This is a genomic window from Brenneria goodwinii (assembly GCF_002291445.1).
Lineage (GTDB): Bacteria > Pseudomonadota > Gammaproteobacteria > Enterobacterales > Enterobacteriaceae > Brenneria > Brenneria goodwinii.
Map to the genome: position 1 here is coordinate 903,732 of NZ_CP014137.1, position 18,336 is coordinate 922,067.

Below are 18,336 nucleotides of genomic sequence, written 5' to 3' on the forward strand. Positions count from 1 at the left end.
GAAAATAATGACTAAAAAACTTGCTTGTCTGGGTGATCCCACCACTAACGGCAATATCGTTACCGCCTCGTCCAGTTATTTTGAGCAGGGAAAAAAAGTGGCGCAGAGTGGGGATATGGCGACGTGCCGCAGTTGCAAAGGTACATTCCCCATCATGGGAAGCTGTGACGGCATCATGGATGGCGCAACCCGGCTGGTACAGGATCAGGATCGGGTGATGTGCCGGTGTCCTAATCACCGGGTGGTGGCGCAAGCGCAAATTTTTAATCAGTAAGCGGTAATTGAAAAGGACTCTACCATGGCTTGTAACAACGAATGTACTTCCACCGGTCTGGCAATCCTGCCGGTGCGTTATGCCGTCGTGCCTAAAACCATTTCCACCCGTTTGCCAGCCTGGGCGCAAAGCGCGCCGCTGACCGGGGTACCGCTGGAAAATGGCGACCATTACGCCTTAAGAGCGTTGCGCTACGGTTATTTGTATATTTTTTATGCCAAAGGATCTCAAGGCGCCAATGACTGGCAGTGCTACAGTATTGCGCCTGATGGATCGCTGTGGTTACAAACCCATGCCGGCCAACCTAAAGAGAAAAAGGCGCCGTCATGTAATGTGGAACAGCATGATCCTGCAATGGTTGAATTTTTTTGTATCGCGGAGCCTGAAACGTGCGGGGATGTATGGGTCGCGTTCAGTCAATATCAATGGAGCGGCGCGACGCTGACGCGTTATCAGCAGGATGAGCGCGCGCGCAATAAGCGGATGCAGAAAATCCAGCCGTCCAGATGGATTAATCAGCCGCAACAGGCCGGCGCCACCCAGGCGACGGCGGACGCGTTGCAAAGCGTGATTGACTATCAGGATATCAGCTCCGCCGGGTTATTGCCCTGCGTCACTTCAGCCGCATCGGCTCAGCAACGGACGATAAGCGCTGTCGCCAAAGCCAATGGGCCTGCTTATAGCTACGATCAAAGAGTGCTGGAAAGTGTTTCCACGCTCTATCCCTGGGCGTTGGGGCGACAGGGTAAAAGCCGGGACACCGCACAGAAAATGCTGCGCCGCAGCAAGAAAAAAGACGGTTCGTCCTGCGCGCCGCTATTACTGCCTCTGTGGGATGCCATCGGCATCGTACACGAGCTGAACGGCTGGTGTATGGATATCGCCGGGCGTCAGGCGCAGTTTTCCAATGAGCGGGAATTTGAATTGAAAACCCATAGCGATCTGTTGATGGTGCAGGGGCTGCTCAGCGATGCCGCACAGAACCAGCTGGCGTCGAGGCGCGACCGAATGGCGAGCCCGGTGGATATTCTGGCGGAAACGCAGAAACAGCGTGACAACATCAACAAATACTTCACCGGCCAGCCGGCGATGCGGCAGCAACTGCTGTACGAATGCGATAGGGTGGACCAGTGGTATCAGCAAAAGGTGCCGTACTCCTATATTCAGCAGCGCAATGCCTTCAGCCAGACAGACGTGGATAAACGGAAAACGCAATTTGCCGGATTAAAAAAAACGGTGGACGGCTGGCTGGCAAGTTATCCGACTAAATCGACCGAGTGGCGTAATCAAAGCTGGCAGAAATATAAGGCTAAATTGGATAACGACCGGCGGGAATGTTTCGTGCAGTCTTGTGACGCCTTCAACTCGTCAGTAGCGAAAGCATTTACTGAGCGAACGGAAAATGTTCTGGCATGGTTGGAAGCGGAATTATTTATTATTACTTTGCAGGATTATAAAACGACGGAATTTCTCGATAACTTTAACTACGGCCATATTGTCAGCGTGGCGCTGTGCGGTATCGGCAATACCCCGGAAGGGCAGGCGCTGATTGAACGCTGGGTTGATGAACAAAGTACCGGCAGCGACGCTAATCTGATCTGGAACCAGATTGCCGGTAATAACCCGGAGATAAAAGGCGAACTCGAAGCCCTGCTGGCCTCGGCGAAGAGCGCTAAAAACGATCCCACGCCGACCACGCTGGCGGCATTGAATGCCGCGCTGGCGAAATCCGGCGATCTGAAAAAATATTCCAGTTTTGTCTCTAAAGCGCTGAAAGCATCCGTTGAAGATCTACCGAATAATCCCGACTGGATAAACCGGCATTTTAGAAAGACGGATATGTTTATGGCCTCGGTGGGCGATCGTATCTTTAACGTTACCCGCCTGGGGGGCCATATTGATAATCTTACCATGATGATTTATAAGACCATCTTTTCCGTCAGGGCCGGCGTGCCAGTGGAGCATACGCTGAGACTCTTCGAGGTTCAGTTACAGGAGATGCCGCACCTGCGCCGGCAGATTTTGCAGGATCTGAGAAATAGCCAGGAGTTTTTGCCGGAGGGCGGTGAAAGGTTAGAAAAGTATAAAAAACTGAATAGTAGTTGGGCGGAGTTTTCCGGCACAGACGAGGGAAGAAATACCCTGAAAGTATCGCGCGTCGGACTACTGATGCTGCTTTTCAATGCGCTGGACGTCGGCTATCTATACAGCCAGCTTAAGCAGGATGACCGGAAAAGCCAGGCCGCGCTGGCCGCCAGCGGGTTAAGTATGATGTCGGTGATCAGCGACCTGCTATTGCCGGCGCTGGAAAAAGGCGAAGCGGCGGCCAAAATCTCTATCGAGCGCGTAAAGTTATTCGGTGCCTTTGTCGGTGGCACCGCATCGGTATTAACCGTAGTGCTTGATGGTATGAATTTCAACAAGTCGCAGAGCCAAAACCGTTTTGGTCTGGCTTGTTTTTATGTCGTCAAAGGAGTAGTAGATGGAGTTGGAGCGCTAAAATATCTGGGAACGTTCCTTGCCTCCGCCGGTAAATTGGCATCTGTTTACGGCTATAAAGGAATAGTTGCTTCGTCTGCGTTAAATACCGGTGAGGTCCTGACTAAGGCTTTTGCCGCGCGTCTCGGTCTGCTGCGCTTTTTAGGGATACTGGCTTCCTGGCAGGTTCAGGTAGCGCTGATACTATTGCAGGTTATCGTAACGTTATTTTCCGATGATGATTTGCAGGTCTGGTGCACCCAGTGCCGCTTTGGTCAAAAAACGGCATTTGTCGGCTATGACGAGCAGTTGGTCAATCTGGAAAAGGCGTTAAAGGAAATCCTATGAGAAGTGAAAAAGTGATTGACCCGAAAGAGCTGCATCAACAATTGTTCGAGGCGAAATTCAACGTAAAATATACTCGCCGCCAGCTTGATATTCACGATGATAGTTATAACAGTCGCGTCACGGAAGCCGATCTGGTGCGAGCGGAACAGCACTATCAGCAGGTATTAAGCGCCTGGCAGGAGCTACCGCCGCCGCCGGTATTGCCGCCGAGAGGCAAACTGGAAAAAATCACGGGGCGTTTGGAGGCGTTTAGTCGCATCCGCTGCAAGGCCAACTTCGATCCTGATGTGTATGCCACCTCTTCCGACAGAACATTGACGCCAGGAGAAAAAGGCATGGCGGGTGCGGCGGCCATTGCCATCGGCAGCCCGGCGCTGGCGGGGCTAGCGCTGAAAGGGGAAGAGACGGTTTTAGACGATGCGGACTATGTGGCAGGGATGATAAACGGCAAACCTTTTGCCGGCTGGGTGGGATTTACCCATCTGGCGGTGGGCGATGAGGTGGAGTTGGCGGCGGAGTGGCAGGACGACCATTACGAGGTATACGCCGTTGCCGTATCGGCGGCGCGGATTGTCTCGATATGTCCGGAGTGCAACCATGGCCGTTATATTGATGCGCTTTTTAGAGCTAAATTAGGCACGTTTATGACTCTGCTTATGTTTATTGTCTTTAGTTCTATCGGCTTTTTTATGGGGGAAGGGACTTTTTGGGAAAATCTTCTTAATTCGGTGATGAATGGTCATGGCCGATTCTATCAGGGAACTACCCTGATGCTGGTACTTGGTGGTGCCCTTTGGGGCCTATTTTTTTATAGCGCCTATAAAGCGTATGCGAAAACCACCTGTAAGCTGGCGGAAGAGATATTTCAGGTATTTGGCTGGCGCAATCCCAAATGGATAAGCTTAAAGAAAATAACGGCCAGGCGAGAAAAAGAATTAAAGCGTCAGGGAGAGTGGTATTCACCGGAGGATACCAGCAAGCCGCCGCGGCCCTGTGCGCAATTTATATGGAGTCGTGAAAGTTGGTATTATTACTGACTTGTTGGAATAGCATAAAGATATTATTCGTCACCTGAGAAGCTGGATCGTTTTTTAAAAGGGAATGCGATGAGAAATGAAAAGGTGATTGACCCGAAAGATCTCCGCCAGCAATTGTTTGAGGCGCAATTCAACGTAAAATATACTCGCCGCCAGCTTGATATTCACGATGATAGTTATAACAGTCGCGTCACGGAAGCCGATCTGGTGCGAGCGGAACAGCACTATCAGCAGGTATTAAGCGCCTGGCAGGAGCTACCGCCGCCGCCGGTGCTGCCACCAAGAGGCAAACTGGAAAAAATCAGTGGGCGGTTGGAGGTGTTTCGTCGTATTCGCTGTAAGGCCAGCTTTTATCCTCATTCTTACTCCAATGCTCCAGGCGAAAAGTTAACGGCGGGAGAAAAAGGGGTAGCTGGGGCGGCGGCCATCGCCATCGGCAGCCCGGCGTTGGCGGCGCTGGCAATCAAAGATGAAGATGCGCCTTTGCCTGATGCGGATTATGTGCAAGGGATGATAAACGGCCGGCCGTTTGCCGGCTGGGTGGGATTTACCCATCTGGCGGTGGGGGACGAGGTAGAGCTGGCGGCGGAGTGGCAGGACGACCACTATCAGGTCTATGCCATTGCCGTACCGTCTGCGCGGATTGTTTCGGTATGCCCTCGGTGCGACCATGGCCGCTATGCTGAGGCAGTGATCAGCGCTAAATTAACTATATATTGGATATTGTCAATAGTTTGTATTTTTAGCACTATTGGTTTTTTCATGGATGCGGGAACTTTTTGGGAAAATCTGATTAACTCAATAGTACATGATTATGATGATTTTTATCTATTTACTACTTTGATGGTAGGAACAATTAGTCCGCTTATAGGGGTTTTTTTTTATCTTTCCTACAGAGATTTTGTAAAAACAACCTGTCAACTTTCTGAAAATATTTTCCAGGCATTTGGCTGGCGCAATCCCAAATGGATAAGCTTGAAGAAAATAACGGCCAGGCGAGAAAAAGAATTAAAGCGTCAGGGAGAGTGGTATGCACCGGAGGATACCAGCAAGCCGCCACGGCCCTGTGCGCAATTTATATGGAGTCGTGAGAGCTGGTATTATTACTGATTTTCATTGCATGAAAATATTATTCATCGCCTGAACATCAGGAGCGTTATTAAAAGGGAAGACGATGAGAAAAGAAAAGGCGATTGACCCGAAAGATCTGCATCAACAATTGTTCGAAGCGGAATGTAGAGTGGAGGCCGCACGCCGCCGTCTTTATAACAACGAGAATGGTGTCACCGAGGCTGATGTGGCGCAGGCAGAAAAGCACTATCAGCAGGTACTAAGCGACTACCAGGCGCTGCCGCCGTCACCGGTGCTGCCGCCGAGAGGTAAACTGGAAAAAATCACGGGGCGGTTGGAGGCGTTTAGTCGTATTCGTTGCAAGGCAAACTTTGATCCTGATGTTTATACCAATGTTTCAGACAGAAAATTGACGGCGGGAGAAAAAGGTATGGCGGGAGCGGCGGCCATCGCCATTGGCAGCCCGGCGCTGGCGGGGCTGGCACTTAAAGGAGAAGAAGCCGTTTTAGACGATGCGGACTATGTGGCAGGGGTGATAAACGGTCAGCCCTTTGCTGGCTGGGTGGGGATGACGCATCTAAAGGCGGGCGATGAGGTGGAACTGGCGGCGGAGTGGCAGGACGACCACTATCAGGTCTATGCCATTGCCGTACCGGCGTTACGGATTGTCTCGGTATGCCCAGAGTGCAACCATGGCCGTTATATTGATGCGCTTTTTAGAACAAAAATAAATATTTATTTTATGTTGGCAATAATTATTTTTTATACGATTGTTAGTTGTTTTATGGATAATGGAAGTTTTGGGGGGAATTTATTCAATACTATAATAAATAATCAGGGGCGCTATTATTTGGCGTTAACATTTTTAATTGGTATAGGCGGCTCATTTATGAGCCTATTTTTCTACAGCGCCTATAAAACATATGCGTCTACCACCTGTAAACTGGCTGAAGATATATTTCAGGTATTTGGCTGGCGCAATGCCAAATGGATAAGCTTGAAGAAAATAACGGCCAGGCGAGAAAAAGAATTAAAGCGTCAGGGAGAATGGTACTCACCAGAGGATACCAGCAAGCCGCCGAGGCCCTGTGCGCAATTTATATGGAGTCATGAAAGTTGGTATTATTACTGACTTGTTGGAATAGCATAAAGATATTATTCGTCACCTGAGAAGCTGGATCGTTTTTTAAAAGGGAATGCGATGAGAAATGAAAAAGTGATTGACCCGAAAGAGCTGCATCAACAATTGTTTGAGGCGGAATGCAAAGTGGAATCCGCTCGCCGTTACCTTTATAACAACAGCAAGTATGGCGTTACCGAGGCGGATGTGGCGCAGGCGGAACAACATTATCAGCAGATATTAAGCGAATGGCAGGCGCTGCCACCGCCGCCGGTATTGCCGCCGAGAGGCAAACTAGAAAAAATCAGCGGTCGGCTGGAGGCGTTTAGTCGCATTCGCTGTAAGGCCAGCTTTTATCCTCATTCTTACTCCAATGCTCCAGGCGAAAAGTTAACGGCGGGAGAAAAAGGGGTAGCTGGGGCGGCGGCCATCGCCATCGGCAGCCCGGCGTTGGCGGCGCTGGCAATCAAAGATGAAGATGCGCCTTTGCCTGATGCGGATTATGTGCAAGGGATGATAAACGGCCGGCCGTTTGCCGGCTGGGTGGGATTTACCCATCTGGCGGTGGGGGACGAGGTAGAGCTGGCGGCGGAGTGGCAGGAAGACCACTATCAGGTCTATGCCATTGCCGTACCGGCGCAGCGGATTGTCTCGGTATGCCCTCGCTGTGACCATGGCCGCTATGCAGAGGCAATTATCAGCGTTAAGTTAACTGTTTACTGGATACTGTCACTAGCTATTATTTTTAGCCTTATCAGATTCTTAATAAGTGATGGAGTTTTTTGGAACGTTTTAATTAACTCAATAATAGATGATTATAATGATTTTTATCTATTTACTACTTTGATGGTAGGAACAATTAGTCCGCTTATAGGTTTTTTTTTTATCTTTCCTACAGAGATTTTGTAAAAACAACCTGTCAACTTTCTGAAAATATTTTCCAGGCATTTGGCTGGCGCAATCCCAAATGGATAAGCTTGAAGAAAATAACGGCCAGGCGAGAAAAAGAATTAAAGCGTCAGGGAGAGTGGTATGCACCGGAGGATACCAGCAAGCCGCCGCGGCCCTGTGCGCAATTTATATGGAGTCGTGAGAGTTGGTATTATTACTGATTTTCATTGCATGAAAATATTATTCATCGCCTGAACATCAGGAGCGTTATTAAAAGGGAAGACGATGAGAAATGAAAAAGTGATTGACCCGAAAGAGCTCTGCCAGCAATTGTTCGAAGCGGAATGTAGAGTGGAGGCCGCACGCCGCCGTCTTTATAACAACAGCGAGTATGGCGTTACCGAGGCGGATGTGGCGCAGGCAGAAAAGCACTATCAGCAGGTACTAAGCGACTACCAGGCGCTGCCGCCGCCGCCGGTGCTGCCGCCGAGAGGCAAACTAGAAAAAATCACGGGGCGGTTGGAGGCGTTTAGTCGTATTCGTTGCAAGGCAAACTTTGATCCTGATGTTTATACCAATGCTTCAGACAGAAAATTGACGGCGGGAGAAAAAGGCATGGCGGGTGCGGCGGCCATTGCCATCGGCAGTCCGGCGCTGGCGGGGCTGGCGCTGAAAGGGGAAGAGACGGTTTTAGACGATGCGGACTATGTGGCAGGGATGATAAACGGCAAACCCTTTGCCGGCTGGGTGGGGATGACGCATCTAAAGGTGGGTGACGCGGTGGAGCTGGCGGCGGAGTGGCAGGACGACCATTACGAGGTATACGCCATTGCCTTACCGGCGTTACGGATTGTTTCGGTATGCCCGGAGTGCAACCATGGTCGCTATATTGATGCGCTTTTTAGGATCAAGTTGGGCACGTTTATGGCTCTGCTTTTGCCCACTATTTTTAAAACCGCAGATTTTTTTCTGGATAAGGGGACTTTTTGGGAAAATTTTCTTGATGCGGTGATGAATAATTATGGCCGATTTTATCTGGTTACCTTCTTGATGCTGGTAATTAGTGGTGCTTTTTGGGGGCTTTTTTTTTATAGCGCCTATAAAGCATATGCGTCTACCACCTGCAAACTGGCGGAGAAAATATTTAAGGTGTTTGGCTGGCGCAATCCCAAATGGATAAGCTTAAAGAAAATAACGGCCAGGCGAGAAAAAGAATTAAAGCGTCAGGGAGAGTGGTATGCACCGGAGGATACCAGCAAGCCGCCACGGCCCTGTGCGCAATTTATATGGAGTCGTGAGAGCTGGTATTATTACTGACTTATTGGCAATAGCATAAATATATTATTCGTCACCTGAGAAGCTGGATCGTTTTTTAAAAGGAAATGCGATGAGAAATGAAAAGGCGATTGACCCCAGGGAACTTCACCAGGAACTGTTTAAGGCGGAATGTAGAGTGGAGGCCGCACGCCGCCGTCTTTATAACAACGAGAATGGTGTCACCGAGGCTGATGTGGCGCAGGCAGAAAAGCACTATCAGCAGGTACTAAGCGACTACCAGGCGCTGCCGCCGTCACCGGTGCTGCCGCCGAGAGGTAAACTGGAAAAAATCACGGGGCGGTTGGAGGCGTTTAGTCGCATCCGCTGTAAGGCCAACTTTGATCCTGATGTTTATACCAATGTTTCAGACAGAAAATTGACGGCGGGAGAAAAAGGTATGGCGGGAGCGGCGGCCATCGCCATTGGCAGCCCGGCGCTGGCGGGGCTGGCACTTAAAGGAGAAGAAGCCGTTTTAGACGATGCGGACTATGTGGCAGGGATGATAAACGGCAAACCCTTTGCCGGCTGGGTGGGGATGACGCATCTAAAGGCGGGCGATGAGGTGAAACTGGCGGCGGAGTGGCAGGACGACCACTACGAGGTATACGCCATTGCCGTACCGGCGTTACGGATTGTCTCGGTATGCCCGGAGTGCAACCATGGTCGCTATATTGATGCGCTTTTTAGAATCAAATTAGGCACGTTTATGACATTCTTTTTTACCATAACGATGTGTATTACTATTTTGCTTATGAGGGAAGGTACGTTTTGGGATAACTTTCTTTATGAGTTCTTTAATAACAATGGGAAGTTTTATTTGCTGATTACTCTTTCGGTAGGGATAAATATTGTTTTTTGGGGGCTTTTTTTTTATAGCGCCTATAAAGCATATGCGTCTACCACCTGCAAACTGGCGGAGAAAATATTTAAGGTGTTTGGCTGGCGCAATGCCAAATGGATAAGCTTAAAGAAAATAACGGCCAGGCGAGAAAAAGAATTAAAGCGTCAGGGAGAGTGGTATGTACCGGAGGATACCAGCAAGCCGCCACGGCCCTGTGCGCAATTTATATGGAGTCATGAAAGTTGGTATTATTACTGACTTATTGGCAATAGCATAAATATATTATTCGTCACCTGAGAAGCTGGATCGTTTTTTAAAAGGGAATGCGATGAGAAATGAAAAGGCGATTGACCCCAGGGAACTTCACCAGGAACTGTTTAAGGCGGAATGTAGAGTGGAGTCCGCTCGCCGTTACCTTTATAACAACAGCGAGTATGGTGTCACTGAGGCTGATGTGGCGCAGGCGGAACAGCACTATCAGCAGGTATTAAGCGAATGGCAAACCTTGCCGCCGGCGCCGGTGTTGCCGCCCAGAGGTAAACTGGAAAAAATCAGCGGCAAGTTGGAGTCTTTTAGCCGTATCCGCTGCAAGGCTAACTTTGATCCTGATGTTTATGCCACCTCTTCCGACAGAACATTGACTCCAGGGGAAAAGGGCGCGGCGGGGGCGTCGGCCATCGCCATCGGCAGCCCGGCGCTGGCGGGGCTCGCGCTGAAAGAGGAAGAGCCGATTTTAAACGACGCGGACTATGTGCAAGGGATAATAAACGGTAAACCCTTTGCCGGTTGGGTGGGGATGACGGCTTTAAAGGCAGGTGATGAGGTGGAGCTGGTGGCGGAGTGGCAGGATGACCACTATCAGGTCTACGCTATTGCCGTACCGGCGGCGCGGATTGTCTCGGTATGTCCGCAGTGCGACCATGGTCGTTATATTCAAGCTCTTTCTAAGGTTAAGATAAATGTTTGCTTTATGTCATCAATAACTGTCTTTTATACAATTGTTAGTTGCTTTATGGGTGATGGTAGTTTTGGAGAGAATTTATTTAATACTATAATAAATAATCAAGGACGCTATTATCTAGCTTTAACATTTTTAATTGGTATAGGCGGATCATTTATGAGTCTATTTTTCTATAGCGCTTATAAAGCGTATGCGGGAACTGCCTGCAAACTGGCGGAGGAAATATTTCAGGTATTTGGCTGGCGCAATCCCAAATGGATAAACTTAAAAAAAATAACGGCCACGCGAGAAAAGGAATTAATGCGCCAGGGAAAATGGTATTCGCCGAATGATACCAGCAAGCCGCCGTTGCCCAGCGCGAAATTTTTATGGGATGAAGAGTATTGGCATTATTACTGATCTTTGGTCGTTACATAAAAAATATTATTAATTGCCGGATGGCTTCACGCAGCTAAAAGGGAATGCGATGAGAAAAGAAAAGGCGATTGACCCCAGGGAGCTTGATCAGCAACTGTTTGAAGCTAAGCTAAAAATACAATCCGTACGTCGTCGCCTGGACAGTAATCACAGTAGCGTCACGGAAGCTGATTTGGTGCAGGCTGAGCAACACTACCAGCAGGTATTAAGCGCCTGGCAGGTGTTGCCGCCGGCACCGGTACTGCCACCAAGAGGCAAACTGGAAAAAATCACAGGGCGGCTGGAGGTGTTTAGTCGCATCCGCTGTAAGGCCAACTTTGATCCTGATGTTTATACCAATGTTTCAGACAGAAAATTGACGGCGGGAGAAAAAGGTATGGCGGGAGCGGCGGCCATCGCCATCGGCAGTCCGGCGCTGGCGGGGCTGGCGCTGAAAAGAGAAGAAGCCGTTTTAGACGATGCGGACTATGTGGAAGGGGTGATAAACGGTCAGCCCTTTGCTGGCTGGGTGGGGATGACGCATCTAAAGGCGGGCGATGAGGTGGAACTGGCGGCGGAGTGGCAGGACGACCACTATCAGGTCTATGCCATTGCCGTACCGGCGTTACGGATTGTCTCGGTATGCCCAGAGTGCAACCATGGTCGCTATATTGATGCGCTTTTTAGAATCAAATTAGGCACGTTTATGACATTCTTTTTTACCATAACGATGTGTATTACTATTTTGCTTATGAGGGAAGGTACGTTTTGGGATAACTTTCTTTATGAGTTCTTTAATAACAATGGGAAGTTTTATTTGCTGATTACTCTTTCGGTAGGGATAAATATTGCTTTTTGGGGGCTTTTTTTTTATAGCGCCTATAAAGCATATGCGTCTACCACCTGCAAACTGGCGGAGAAAATATTTAAGGTGTTTGGCTGGCGCAATCCCAAATGGATAAGCTTGAAGAAAATAACGGCCAGACGAGAAAAAGAATTAAAGCGTCAGGGAGAGTGGTATTCACCGGAGGATACCAGCAAGCCGCCGCGGCCCTGTGCGCAATTTATATGGAGTCGTGAGAGCTGGTATTATTACTGACTTATTGGCAATAGCATAAATATATTATTCGTCACCTGAGAAGCTGGAGTGGCTTTAAAATAATGTTGGCTCTAAATGAACCTGTTTTTTGATTTGTATCAGGTGGAATTTAAAATAATGAGAATTAACTTTTGATTAATACGTGTGAGCGTTGATGAATATCATTTTCAAATGAGATAACTAATGAAGTATTTTAATTGTTTTTTTGCCATGGTGGTTTTCTTTCTTTCGATCTCGTTGGGAGTAAATTATGCGCAAGCTAATCAAAATCCTTCGAGAATATATCCTAATACCTTACGATCCTATACTCCGGAAGATGCGGTTAACAGTTTCATTGAGGCATATAAATGTGATGATTTTTATGAGGTCTGGCATCGTTTTACTCGTGACGCAAAAAAAAAGGATATATGGAACGGTTAGTAAGGACATTTTGTTTTAACGGTTTTTTCAATCTAAAAAACGATACTTTTATCATGAATCTTCCGGGCGCCAGATTTTATGATGATAGTATTTTAGATACTCTTTCTGATGATGAAAAATATGATTTTTCAGATTATGGTTTATTATTTTATGACGCCATGCTAGCGCAAAAAAATTACAGATTCGCTCATTCACTTTCGGATCCGGTTCGGAAATTTTAACCAGCAAAAAGAAAGATGATTTTGTCTATTTAGAGATTAATACTGACAGTAAACCTCCAATTATTACAATTGTTGCAAAAAAGATATCATCAAATGGTCTCTGGCGCATTGATCAGGTTGTGTGGCCGAATTCAGCGGATAACGTACATCCTTGGGGATATAAAGATAAATATAGCGAGTCTCAACCAAAGAAAATGGATAAAAATAACAATAGGTATTATGGGTATGTTTCGTTATATATCGCAAAATAGTAATCTGAAATAATTTTTCTATATTTTAGTATATTTATTTTGACATGAAGGTAAAACGTTTTTTAAATTTTAACGTTATTTTTTCGATAAAATAGAGTTTTTATAAAAATTAAACCGTTCGGGATGGTTTGGGTATGAATATCAATGCATTTGATTTTGGTGAAGAGGCGATAACCAGGTATACAGAGTATAATGTTTCCATATTAGAACCCCAGATTCTTTCTGGGAAAAATAAAATTTGGTTATTGGTGGAGCCAACACTTAATGGGTTATCAAAGGTTGATGAGATATTGTCTTTTTTTGAGGAAAGAGAATGTCACTATATTACTTTTCCCCATAAAGATTTAAAAGACGTTTTCAAACTCTGGCTGGTATCTATTGGGCCGGAAGAGAAAGACTTGCTTAATTGGAGTATGACGGCAGCGTTAAATGAGCTGGATCCTGTAAGACAAAAGGAAGGTAATGGTAGAACAGTTTGTGGATGGTTAATTACATCGGCGCCTGTTGACTACCTTATAAAACATATTGGTGAAACTGCCATACAACGGGTAATAGATGATGGTTTATTCATGTTGCGTTTTTTTGATCCGACGGTAATAAGTCAAGTGTCAAATCATATGGATGACTGGCAACGTTCAAGGTTATTCGGCGCAGTTAATATGTGGTATTTTCTTGATGGTGATGGAACGTTGGTTTATGAAACTGGTTTTTATCAGGGAGAAGAGCAAATGGATTTCTCTTTATCCATCAATGCAAACTGTTGGGAAAAAATTAAACGAGCCGGCATTCTGACCAGGATCCTGCACGACTATCGTATTCACAGTCGGCTTGAAAAGCGAGTAAGTGAATCGACAGCCAGGAAATGGCTTAATGCCGCCATGGATTATCTGCACAGTACGGCGATCTGGTCGCAGTCAGATGTCTATTTGGCGCTAGGTATGGCTATTTTAACCAAACACCCGAATATTTATTATCACAATGCCTTTTCCTCGTGTATTACTGCCGCTGAAAAGACGGTTAATAAAAATTATCAGCCTTTGCTGAAATTGCTGGAAAATACTGACTGGAATACGATTATCGATGAATGTCAGAAGATTAACTATAATCCGTTGTTACCTTCTGAACCCTGTCTCTGAATAATTATTAATTGGAGGATGGCGAATGTCCTGGCCCATACAAAAGGTCATAGCGCCAATAGCACCTAAAGCGATCGTTCGTCAGCGATGGATTCGCGCAGCTGCAATATTAGTCTTTCTCACATTTTTGGGATTCTATATTATTAATGCGCTTCATCTGGATGCTCAATTTTATCAGTTGTTGAGTATAGTTACGATTGGCATGGCGTTATTCGGTCTTATTATTTACTCACTGAGGTGTTATAAATATGGTCTCGATCTGGACTACTATGAGCGCTATTGTAATCAGGCTGAGCTTATTGAACTGAAATGGAAGAATTGGTGTGGTAACTCACTAATTATTGTTGACGATAAACTAATGCTGCCGGCATCGCTTGATAAAAATTCATTTATAAATAATGATGAGTTTACGGTGAGAAAGGATAATCCTGCTTTATTTAATGACGACCAAACTGATGAAGTTCAATCAAATGAATTATTGCGGGAATTACTATTTTCCATGCGTGGGCGTTTTCAACAATTATTGCCATTCAATGAGTTTGAGGTTTTTTTCGTCAAAGAACCAGATTCGTTTTCTCCATCATATTTTGAAGACTATTGGTTGGCGATGGGATTACCAAAAGAAAAAATTTCTGGCTTTAATTTTATACCATCATCGTATATGGAGAATATTGATAATTGGATTATTCAAGGAAAAAATAAAATCTTTATTGTTATCAATATTCAATTAAATGAATCCGACGTTCAGCAAGTAAAAAAAGCCGAGTATGGGATGGTTCTCTTGTTATCAAACAATCGGAATCTGGAAGAGATTTGCTGTAAGGCTCATTTACTGAGACCGCTTTTAAGTGATTTCTCCATATTATCTGATGATATATCGGATATGTTGCATTATCAGAAAACGGTTTCGGACGCACAAAATATATGGTGCATGGGATTGAATAATGATCAATTGGCCTCTCTGACGATTACCATTAATCAGCAATTTATTGCGCATCAGCATAATAATATTCCACAAAGTCAAGATATTACTCTTTTCCTTGGCCCATCAGGAAGAGATAGTATCTGGCTAGCCATCGCGCTAGCTCTGGCCTCTATCGAAAAATATCAGGAGCCACAAATAGTTGCTTGCGGGAATCAAGGGCGACTGATTCTCAATACGTTGGCCCCCTCCTCAAAAGTTATGGAGCAGGTTAGAAATGAAAACGTTTAATTTCTGGCGAGCATTGGGATTATTCTTTTGCTTATTGTTGATTGGTATAGTGGCTGCCGCCTTTTGCTATTTCTGTGGCGAAAGGATTGGTTGGGGGGGACCCCGACGTCAAATATATTTATGGCTGATGATTATGTCAGGCTCTGGTCTTTTACTCATGTTTTTTAATGTAGGAGTGAACGCAGGCCGAGGAGGTATCAGATTCGAAAAAAATCAGGTTGATATTTCTGAAAATACGACATCTTCAGCCGATAAGCTGAATTGGATAACGGAAATACGAGACCATCTACATTATCGATATGGGAGGCGCTGGAAGCGTAAAGTTAAAATTCTCTTTGTATTCGGTGATGCGTTAGAGGTTGAACATGCCGCGCCTGGAGTAACAAGCAGTCAATGGCTTGAAGGTGATGGCGTGGCGCTGATTTGGGGCGGAGAACTTACTGGCGCGCTTGATCATGAAAAATTGAAAGCGCTGCGCCAGCTTCGTCGGCGTCCTCTTGATGCTATGGTCTGGATCGCAGGTGAAAAGCGTGCGGAAGATGCGGTTTTCGCCGACGCAATGGCCCGCCGCCTGCATGAGGGTTATCGCGCGCTTGGGTGGAATGTGCCGCTGTACCTTTGGCAGGTGCGCCAAAGCCAGTGGGATCAGCAGGATCGCGATACTCAGCCGGTGGGTTGCGTATTGCCGGCCGGATGCAAACCGCATGAACTGGCGGCCGGTCTTGACCTGCTGACCCCGCGCCTGACACAAAAGGGAATGCAGCAGGTGATGTCGGATCCGCGTCATGATTTTCTGCTCCGGCTGGCGCAGGATCTTGCCGGTGGCGGTATTGACCGTATTAAACAGGCGCTGACGCCGCTTATCGTCGGGCCGCAGTCGGTGCAACTGGCCGGGATGATGTTCAGCCTGCCGGTCGCGGCGCGGGAAGGCGTCGCCCGCCATGGCTGGTTACCGGATGCCAGTTGGAGCGGTCTTATCGGCGATGCCGGCTATCTGCCCGCCCGTCGGCTGGGCGTAGACTGGAATCGCACGGCCCAGTGGGGCGTTATCGGCCTGGCTCTGGTATGGGGAGCGGGCAGCCTGATGTCTTTCCTGAATAATCGCGCGCAGATAATCGGCAACGGCCAGTTAGCCGATAGCGTATTGAAAGAGGATGCCGGGATAAGTGAGCGCCTGCTGGCGCAGTTGTCGCTGCAGCAGGAGATGGGGCGGCTTGAGCATAACGTACAGGCGGGGAGTCCGAGGTATACGCGCTTCGGGCTGGACCAGAGTCAGGCGCAGCTTGACGCCCTGTGGCCGGTTTATCAGCACAGCAATGATCGCCTGATGCGCGATGCCGTCGCCGAACGTCTGCATGACGAAATAGCATTGCTCAGTCTCCAAAAGCGTCAAGATGCCGGTCCGCTTTATAACAGCCTCAAAGCGTATCTGATGATGGCGCGGCCGGAAAACGTGGAGCCGGCTTTTTTGGCCCGAAGTCTGGCCCGCGTCTGGCCACAACGCGAAGGTGTGGCGGAAGGCGTCTGGCAGGCGACCGCGCCGTCTCTGCTGGCGTTTTATGCGCAACATCTGCCTGCGCATCCTGAGTGGCGCATTGAGCCGGATACGCGTTTGGTCGCCCTGGCGCGCAAGTCGCTGCTGCGCCAGTCCGCCCGTCAGGATATGGAAAATGCGTTGTACCAGAAAATGCTGCAGCAGGTTGCCCATCAGACGCCAGACCTGACGCTGATGCAATTGACCGGCGATACCGATGCCTCCCTGTTGTTCAGCAACGATAGCGCCGTACCCGGCATGTTTACCCGTCAGGGCTGGGAAAATCAGGCGCGAGAAGCGATTGACAGAGTAGTGAGCCAGCGCAGCGCCGAGGCCGACTGGGTGCTGAGCGATAACCGAGCCCATGAGCAGGCGCTGTCGTCGGACGACCTGAAGGCACGGCTGCGTGAGCGCTACTTCAACGATTTCGCCACTGCCTGGCTGGATTTTCTCAATAACATGCAGTGGCAGCCTGCCGCTTCGCTCTCAGACTCCATCGATCAACTGACGCTGATGGCCGATGCGCGCCAGTCACCGCTGAGCGCGCTGATGAAAGCCATTGCCTGGCAGGCGGCCACCGGCAAGGACGCGCTTGCCGTCGGTGGTACGGTCGAGCAATCAACCCGCAATCTGTTCCGCCGAAGCGATAGCGAGCAGGACAAACTGCTGGCGAGCCAGCCCGGTCCGCTGGACTACACGTTCGGTCCGCTGCTGGCGGTGCTGAATCCTCAGGCCGCCGGACAGGACAATAACGGACTGACGCTCCAGACCTTTTTGATCCGCCTGACGCGGGTGCGTCTGAAATTGCAACAGATCACCAACGCGCCGGATCCGCAGGCGATGGCGCAGGCGATGGCGAAAACGGTGTTTCAGGGCAAAACGGTCGATCTGACGGATACCCGCGACTATGGCAGTCTGCTGGCGGCCAGTCTGGGGCAGGCATGGAGCAATTTCGGCGACGCGCTGTTCGTACAACCGGTCGAGCAGGCGTGGAAAGAGGTGCTGTCTCCTACCGCGTCCAGCCTTAACACGCAGTGGCAGCATGCCATCGTGGATGAGTGGAATGACGCGTTCGACGGACGTTATCCGTTCCGGGCCACCTCAAGCGACGCGTCGCTGCCGCTGTTGGGACAATATCTGCGCGCCGATACCGGGCGCATTGCGCGTTTTCTCAATACCCGATTAGGCGGCATATTGCATAAGGAAGGCAATCAGTGGGTGCCGGATCCCATTAACAGTCAGGGAATGACTATCGACCCTGAGTTTCTACGGCGTATAAACCAGCTCAGCCAACTGGCGGATATTGTGTTTGCCGATGGCGACGCGGGAATGCGTTTTGAACTGATGGCGCGGCCGGCGCGGGATATCGTGCAGACCGATTTGACGATAGATGGTCAGAACATCAAATACTTCAATCAGATGGAGAGCTGGAACGCGATAGCCTGGCCGGGCAATCATTTCCGGCCGGGCGTGATGCTGACCTGGACGAGTACGACATCGGGCAATCGTGAATACGCCAATCTGCAAGGGCCGTGGGGGCTAATTCGCCTGTTGGAAAAAGCGCAGGTGACGCCTATCGACAGCAGCCGTTACCAGCTGGTGTGGCGCGCGCAGGACGGTCTGCCGCTCAACTATGTGTTGCGAACCGAGTTGGGCAAGGGGCCGCTGGCGCTGCTGGAGTTGCGCAATTTCCGGCTGCCGGAGAAGATTTTTGTTGAATAAACAAGG

At 48.5% G+C, this 18,336-nt stretch carries 13 protein-coding genes; all 13 read left to right on the forward strand.

Going from position 1 to position 18,336, the window contains the following annotated elements; all coding sequences use genetic code 11:
* The first annotated feature begins 7 nt into the window (after window positions 1-7).
* The 13 genes from ACN28R_RS03990 to ACN28R_RS04050 all read left to right on the forward strand — a co-directional run bounded on the left by ACN28R_RS03990 (window position 8) and on the right by ACN28R_RS04050 (window position 18,330).
* Entirely contained in the window at window positions 8-274 is a 267-nt protein-coding gene (locus tag ACN28R_RS03990; RefSeq protein WP_095833651.1) for a PAAR domain-containing protein, read from the forward strand.
* A 24-nt stretch (window positions 275-298) separates the two neighbouring features.
* On the forward strand, window positions 299-3,100 hold the full coding sequence (locus ACN28R_RS03995) for a T6SS effector BTH_I2691 family protein (RefSeq protein ID WP_095833652.1): 2,802 nt from the start codon (window positions 299-301) through the stop codon (window positions 3,098-3,100).
* Window positions 3,097-4,137 (forward strand): putative type VI secretion system effector, encoded by a 1,041-nt coding sequence (locus ACN28R_RS04000; RefSeq protein WP_095833653.1) that lies wholly within the window; start codon window positions 3,097-3,099, stop codon window positions 4,135-4,137. Before ACN28R_RS03995 ends, ACN28R_RS04000 begins: the two co-directional genes overlap by 4 nt.
* 69 nt (window positions 4,138-4,206) lie before the next feature.
* Entirely contained in the window at window positions 4,207-5,247 is a 1,041-nt protein-coding gene (locus ACN28R_RS04005) for a putative type VI secretion system effector (protein ID WP_095833654.1), read from the forward strand.
* Window positions 5,248-5,311: 64 nt separating this feature from the next.
* Window positions 5,312-6,340, forward strand: coding sequence for a putative type VI secretion system effector (locus ACN28R_RS04010; protein ID WP_095833655.1), 1,029 nt, complete (start codon window positions 5,312-5,314; stop codon window positions 6,338-6,340).
* 195 nt (window positions 6,341-6,535) lie between these two features.
* A complete protein-coding gene (locus tag ACN28R_RS04015) occupies window positions 6,536-7,237 on the forward strand; it encodes a putative type VI secretion system effector (RefSeq protein WP_222103765.1) in 702 nt (233 codons plus the stop codon).
* 267 nt (window positions 7,238-7,504) lie between these two features.
* On the forward strand, window positions 7,505-8,536 hold the full coding sequence (locus ACN28R_RS04020) for a putative type VI secretion system effector (protein ID WP_095833657.1): 1,032 nt from the start codon (window positions 7,505-7,507) through the stop codon (window positions 8,534-8,536).
* A 70-nt stretch (window positions 8,537-8,606) separates the two neighbouring features.
* On the forward strand, window positions 8,607-9,635 hold the full coding sequence (locus ACN28R_RS04025; RefSeq protein ID WP_095833658.1) for a putative type VI secretion system effector: 1,029 nt from the start codon (window positions 8,607-8,609) through the stop codon (window positions 9,633-9,635).
* 196 nt (window positions 9,636-9,831) lie between these two features.
* Entirely contained in the window at window positions 9,832-10,737 is a 906-nt protein-coding gene (locus tag ACN28R_RS04030) for a putative type VI secretion system effector (protein ID WP_186364039.1), read from the forward strand.
* 67 nt (window positions 10,738-10,804) lie between these two features.
* On the forward strand, window positions 10,805-11,833 hold the full coding sequence (locus ACN28R_RS04035; protein ID WP_095833660.1) for a putative type VI secretion system effector: 1,029 nt from the start codon (window positions 10,805-10,807) through the stop codon (window positions 11,831-11,833).
* Between the two features lie 1,026 nt (window positions 11,834-12,859).
* Window positions 12,860-13,861: a DUF4123 domain-containing protein gene (locus tag ACN28R_RS04040; RefSeq protein WP_095833663.1), complete on the forward strand. Its 1,002-nt coding sequence runs from the start codon at window positions 12,860-12,862 to the stop codon at window positions 13,859-13,861.
* A 25-nt stretch (window positions 13,862-13,886) separates the two neighbouring features.
* Entirely contained in the window at window positions 13,887-15,074 is a 1,188-nt protein-coding gene (locus tag ACN28R_RS04045) for a hypothetical protein (protein WP_145957959.1), read from the forward strand.
* A gap of 412 nt (window positions 15,075-15,486) precedes the next feature.
* On the forward strand, window positions 15,487-18,330 hold the full coding sequence (locus tag ACN28R_RS04050; RefSeq protein ID WP_186364040.1) for an ImcF-related family protein: 2,844 nt from the start codon (window positions 15,487-15,489) through the stop codon (window positions 18,328-18,330).
* The last annotated feature ends 6 nt before the right edge of the window (window positions 18,331-18,336 follow it).

Bases quoted from the DNA above. Each gene is read 5' to 3' on its own strand.
- ACN28R_RS04000 (WP_095833653.1), top strand. From the start codon at position 3,097: ATGAGAAGTGAAAAAGTGATTGACCCGAAAGAGCTGCATCAACAATTG.
- ACN28R_RS04020 (WP_095833657.1), top strand. From the start codon at position 7,505: ATGAGAAATGAAAAAGTGATTGACCCGAAAGAGCTCTGCCAGCAATTG.
- ACN28R_RS04010 (WP_095833655.1), top strand. From the start codon at position 5,312: ATGAGAAAAGAAAAGGCGATTGACCCGAAAGATCTGCATCAACAATTG.
- ACN28R_RS03990 (WP_095833651.1), top strand. From the start codon at position 8: ATGACTAAAAAACTTGCTTGTCTGGGTGATCCCACCACTAACGGCAAT.
- ACN28R_RS03995 (WP_095833652.1), top strand. From the start codon at position 299: ATGGCTTGTAACAACGAATGTACTTCCACCGGTCTGGCAATCCTGCCG.
- ACN28R_RS04005 (WP_095833654.1), top strand. From the start codon at position 4,207: ATGAGAAATGAAAAGGTGATTGACCCGAAAGATCTCCGCCAGCAATTG.
- ACN28R_RS04025 (WP_095833658.1), top strand. From the start codon at position 8,607: ATGAGAAATGAAAAGGCGATTGACCCCAGGGAACTTCACCAGGAACTG.
- ACN28R_RS04040 (WP_095833663.1), top strand. From the start codon at position 12,860: ATGAATATCAATGCATTTGATTTTGGTGAAGAGGCGATAACCAGGTAT.
- ACN28R_RS04035 (WP_095833660.1), top strand. From the start codon at position 10,805: ATGAGAAAAGAAAAGGCGATTGACCCCAGGGAGCTTGATCAGCAACTG.
- ACN28R_RS04045 (WP_145957959.1), top strand. From the start codon at position 13,887: ATGTCCTGGCCCATACAAAAGGTCATAGCGCCAATAGCACCTAAAGCG.